The sequence below is a fragment of the Victivallis lenta genome (genome assembly GCF_009695545.1).
In the GTDB taxonomy this organism is placed as follows: Bacteria; Verrucomicrobiota; Lentisphaeria; order Victivallales; family Victivallaceae; genus Victivallis; species Victivallis lenta.
Genome location: NZ_VUNS01000063.1, coordinates 1 through 3,999 on the forward strand (window position 1 = coordinate 1; position 3,999 = coordinate 3,999).

The following is a 3,999-nucleotide window of genomic DNA, read 5'->3' on the forward strand; positions in this document are numbered from 1 at the left end:
GCCGCCGCCTGTGCTTTGGTCGCAACGGCTGCCGCCAGCGCCGTGTTCCGGAATGAGGCAAGGGTTTTCGTTACGGCCTGCCATTTGGCTGCCAGTGCCGACTTCGCTGCCGCGGCGGCTTCGGCATTGCTCATCAGAATGATGCTTGCCCGCGCCCGGTTCGCGGACGTCGAGGCAAGCCCCAAAGCCGCACAGAATTTTTCCGTACCGACCAGTGCCGGAATCGCCGTGTTGCGGTAGTCCGCGAACGACTGCGTCAACAGCGTAAAGGAGGTCTTGAGTACTGTCCCCTGCGCAATAGCCACCCCCTGAAGAAAGGTGAATCCCTTGATCGCCGTCTGAACTACGGCGATTCCGGCAGCCGCCCCTTTGGCGGCAACTCCGATGGCAATCAGAACCACGGCAAGGCCGGCCGCGCCCGCCACCGTCACGGCAAAGGCGGTCACCAGCCCCTGATTCGCCTCAATCCATTGGGTGAAGGCGTTGATGACCGCCGTCACCTTGACCACCAGCGGCTGGAGTGTCGAATTCATCGCATCGGCAATCGCATTCATCGCTCCTTCCACTGCGGAAAGCAGAAGGCGGAATGCTCCGCCAAGCCCGGCATCCATCTTTTTGGCGGTGTTCGCCGCAACTCCTTCCACATCCTGGAGCTTGGCCAGCATCGCATCCAGTTCATCGGTATTCGCCGTCAGCGTCAGTCCGGCAAGTGATCCGCGAATATCAAAGATATCTTCCGCAAACGCCAGCTTTTCAGCGGTGGGCATTGTGCTCATTGCCTTGGCGATGTCCCGCATGATCTCCGCCATTTTGCGGAGATTTCCGTTTGCGTCGACTGTTTCCACGCCCACGGAACGGAGCTGATCCTGAACTTTCACCTTGGCAAACTGTGAGAAACTCTTGCGCAGAGCCGTTCCGGCGAGAGATCCTTTGATGCCCATGTTCGCAAGAACCGCGATCGCCGCACTGGTTTCCCGAATCGACTCCCCGGCGGCAGCCGCCTGCGGTCCGCCCATTTTCAACGCCTCAAAGAGGTCAATCAGTGTCTGTGCCGAACTGTTCGCAGTGACCGTGAGAACATCGGCGACGTCACTCATCTGTGACGCTTCAATGCCGAAGATCCGCATGCTGTTCGCGGCGATGTCGCCCGCTTCCGCAAGTTCCGTTCCCGTTGACCGGGCAAGATTCAGCACCGCATCGATGGATGCCTGGATTTCTGTCGGGGAGAAACCCATTCGACCCAGCGACACCATTGCATCCGCGGCCTGCTGCGCGGTATAGGAGGTGTCACGTCCGAGACGCTGCGCGGTCTTGGTCAATGCCTTGAAATCGGCGTCGGTCGCCTGTGTAACCGCCTGCACAAGACGCATGCTGTCATCGAATCCGGCGAATGACCGGGCCGCCATCACCAACGGTGCGGCCATTGCGCCCGAGAGCATCAGGAGATCTTTCCCGACATTCGTACAGGTTCTTCCAAAGTTTTGCAGCTGAGCCTGGGCGCTGGTCAGATTCCGCTGAAGTTTGCTGGTCTCGGCGGTTACCTCGACATATGCCCGGCCTGCCCGGATATTGCTCGATAGGGACATTTTTTCAACCTTTTTTGATTTTACGTCTTGCGTTTAACGCGAAAAGATATATATTGTGCCATGAAGAAAGGGGTTTCCACATGATAAAAAGTTTCAAATGCAAAGAGACGGAACAGTTGAAAGCAAGCGGGCGAAGTCGCAGATTCAAAGCATTTGAACGGATTGCATTGCGGAAACTGGATATGCTTGACGCTGTTGTCATACTGGAGACTTTGCGGATTCCTCCAAGCAATCATTTTGAAGCATTGCATGGGGACCGCGAAGGACAATACAGCATCCGAATCAATCTTCAATGGCGTATCTGTTTCACGTGGCATGACGGCCATGCGTATGATGTGGAAATCGTTGATTACCATTAAGGAGGTGAATCATGATCCGAACAGAAAATCTTATTCATCCCGGCGAGATTCTCGCGGAAGAGTTCTTGAAACCGATGAACATCAGCCAGAACAAGCTGGCGATGGACATTCATGTCCCGACTCCAAGGATCAATGCCATTGTCAAGGGATCCCGGGCAATTACTGCGGATACCGCATTGCGGCTCGGCAAGTATTTCGGGACCGGTCCGGAGTTCTGGATCAATCTTCAGGCCAATTACGATCTCTGTGTCGCGGCGGCACAATCAGAAAAGGAAATCGCCGCTATTCCACAACTGGCTCTAGCCTGATTGTTTCTGCCCACTCGACAGATTTTCTGCCTATTTTTGCCGGAAGAATAGGCAGAAAATCACTTTTTAACAAAGACGTCCCGCAGAACGGAAAGGGGCGCTTTCAGGAAGGCCTTTTCTTTCACTGTATACGGGTTGAAATCTTCCGCTTTTACCGCCTTGTTCTTCTTCGGATCGCGCATCAGGTTGACGATGAGCGCCATCAGGCTTGCAGTCTGCTCCCATTCAAAGCGCCCCCGCGCATCCGCGAGGGCGGCAAGTTCCCGAAGCGTCAAGGGGTCGGGATTGACTCCGGCGATTCCGGCGAGACGGAGGATGAGATCGTCAATTGATCGAGGGCTTGATCGATTTTTTCGTCGAATGCCGGATCCTCGAGAAGTTCCGTCAGCGCCTGCTTGCTTCGCGCCTCGAAGCGGCGGCTCGCGTCGAGGATCTTCCGGAACACCTTTCGCTTCGCCTCGGGGAAAAAATCGATGATCTCGTCCAGCAGAGCCGTCGCGGCAAGCTCAATGGCGTCGCCTGCCATGGCGCGGCCGAATTCTTCATCGGTAATTCCTTTTGCATCCGCCTCGGGCTTGCAGACCGCAAAAAGCACATCGACCAGAAGAACGGGATCAGCCGCAAGACGTTCCAGCAGTCCGACGTTCGGAGTTTTCCCGCTCTCCATGGTGATGATGTTTGCCAGATCCACACCGCAGAGGGCGCGTACCCGTTTGATCGTGCCGACCGTGACCGAGAGCGTCCAGGTTCGGCCGGTATTGTCTGTGAAAGTTTTCATGTGTCAGTTGCTCCTTGGATGATTGATTGCCTGCATACGGGGAAACGGATGCTCTTATCCGCCGACACCGCCTCCGCTTCCCTTGGTCCACTGGGGCGCACGTTCCGAGGCGGTCGGTTTGGCGGTGACGCTCACAGCAAGCGCTTCCTCCAGAGGCTGTTCAATCGAAAATCCGGTGATGGAGAAGTCCGCGTCAAGACCGGTTCCGTTGCCGTCCGTGACAAACAACGCCATCGGTGTGTTGTTGAAGTAGGCGTCGGCAAAGGCGTTGTAGTCCTCATCCTCCGTGTCGTAGAGGATTTGAAATTCCAGCGACGCCTCTTTCAAAGTCGCGACCGACGCCCGCCACCCCTTCGTGGCCCGCGTCGTGACGTCGGCGTCGCCTGACTCAAGATTCAAGGTCAAATCCTTGACGTTTTTGACCTCGGTAGAGCCGGTCGAACCGGCGGGGCCGCGCATCAGAACTGCATCAAGGCCCAGTACAATAGCCATAAAAAATCTCCTCTTTATTTTTTGACAGAATTTTCCCAGAGTGCCGGGAGTTTCGGAAGCGTCTTTTCCAGAGTCGGCCCCATCAGCGGCCGTTTGGGATAGCGCCGTTTGCGGTAAATTCCACCGAATTCATGCGCAGTCATCGCTGTTCCGATGAAGGATTCCGCCGGTCCGATCACAACGGACTGGCGCTGTTTTTCCACACCGAACAGCAGCGATTGCTTCAGAAGTCCGCGCCGGGTGTTCGGCGGTGTGCCGGGCATGGAGGCCTTCTGACTCTGTGAAACCCGGTTGCGGGCGGATTTCCGGATGTAAGCTCCCGCGCGCCGCAGTGCTGTTATATTGCCGTCTTGAACGGCAAGCAGGATCCGCCTGTCGTCAAATTCAATTCGGCATTTCACGGTTTCAACACTTTGAATACGAGTTCAATGACGCTGGTGAACTGCCCCCGCTCACGCAAATGCTCCGGACTGTAG

7 protein-coding genes are annotated in these 3,999 nt (G+C 56.1%); 2 read left to right on the plus strand and 5 right to left on the minus strand.

Annotated elements, in window-relative coordinates:
* A partial coding sequence (locus FYJ85_RS22700; protein WP_206213425.1) for a phage tail tape measure protein occupies positions 1-1,439 on the minus strand: 1,439 nt, incomplete at its 3' end.
* A 227-nt stretch (positions 1,440-1,666) separates the two neighbouring features.
* On the opposite strand from FYJ85_RS22700, the gene FYJ85_RS22705 reads away from it, so the two are divergent.
* The gene (locus FYJ85_RS22705) at positions 1,667-1,945 is read left to right on the plus strand and encodes a type II toxin-antitoxin system RelE/ParE family toxin (protein ID WP_154420965.1); all 279 of its coding nucleotides are present in this window, start codon (positions 1,667-1,669) and stop codon (positions 1,943-1,945) included.
* A gap of 11 nt (positions 1,946-1,956) precedes the next feature.
* Positions 1,957-2,253: a HigA family addiction module antitoxin gene (locus FYJ85_RS22710; protein WP_154420560.1), complete on the plus strand. Its 297-nt coding sequence runs from the start codon at positions 1,957-1,959 to the stop codon at positions 2,251-2,253.
* 59 nt (positions 2,254-2,312) lie between these two features.
* Here the strand turns inward: FYJ85_RS22710 and FYJ85_RS22715 are convergent, their stop codons facing one another.
* Genes FYJ85_RS22715 through FYJ85_RS22730 form a run of 4 tightly spaced genes read right to left on the minus strand, consistent with a single transcriptional unit; the run spans position 2,313 to position 3,786 of the window.
* Complete coding sequence (locus FYJ85_RS22715) at positions 2,313-2,528, minus strand: hypothetical protein (RefSeq protein WP_154420966.1); 216 nt, start codon at positions 2,526-2,528, stop codon at positions 2,313-2,315.
* Entirely contained in the window at positions 2,525-3,031 is a 507-nt protein-coding gene (locus FYJ85_RS22720) for a hypothetical protein (RefSeq protein WP_154420967.1), read from the minus strand. Before FYJ85_RS22720 ends, FYJ85_RS22715 begins: the two co-directional genes overlap by 4 nt.
* Before the next feature lie 54 nt (positions 3,032-3,085).
* Positions 3,086-3,523, minus strand: coding sequence for a phage tail tube protein (locus tag FYJ85_RS22725; protein WP_154420968.1), 438 nt, complete (start codon positions 3,521-3,523; stop codon positions 3,086-3,088).
* Positions 3,524-3,537: 14 nt separating this feature from the next.
* Positions 3,538-3,786, minus strand: coding sequence for a hypothetical protein (locus FYJ85_RS22730; protein WP_154420969.1), 249 nt, complete (start codon positions 3,784-3,786; stop codon positions 3,538-3,540).
* Positions 3,787-3,999: the final 213 nt, after the last annotated feature.

Bases quoted from the DNA above. Each gene is read 5' to 3' on its own strand.
- FYJ85_RS22705 (WP_154420965.1), top strand. From the start codon at position 1,667: ATGATAAAAAGTTTCAAATGCAAAGAGACGGAACAGTTGAAAGCAAGC.
- FYJ85_RS22710 (WP_154420560.1), top strand. From the start codon at position 1,957: ATGATCCGAACAGAAAATCTTATTCATCCCGGCGAGATTCTCGCGGAA.
- FYJ85_RS22720 (WP_154420967.1), bottom strand. From the start codon at position 3,031: ATGAAAACTTTCACAGACAATACCGGCCGAACCTGGACGCTCTCGGTC.
- FYJ85_RS22725 (WP_154420968.1), bottom strand. From the start codon at position 3,523: ATGGCTATTGTACTGGGCCTTGATGCAGTTCTGATGCGCGGCCCCGCC.
- FYJ85_RS22730 (WP_154420969.1), bottom strand. From the start codon at position 3,786: ATGCCCGGCACACCGCCGAACACCCGGCGCGGACTTCTGAAGCAATCG.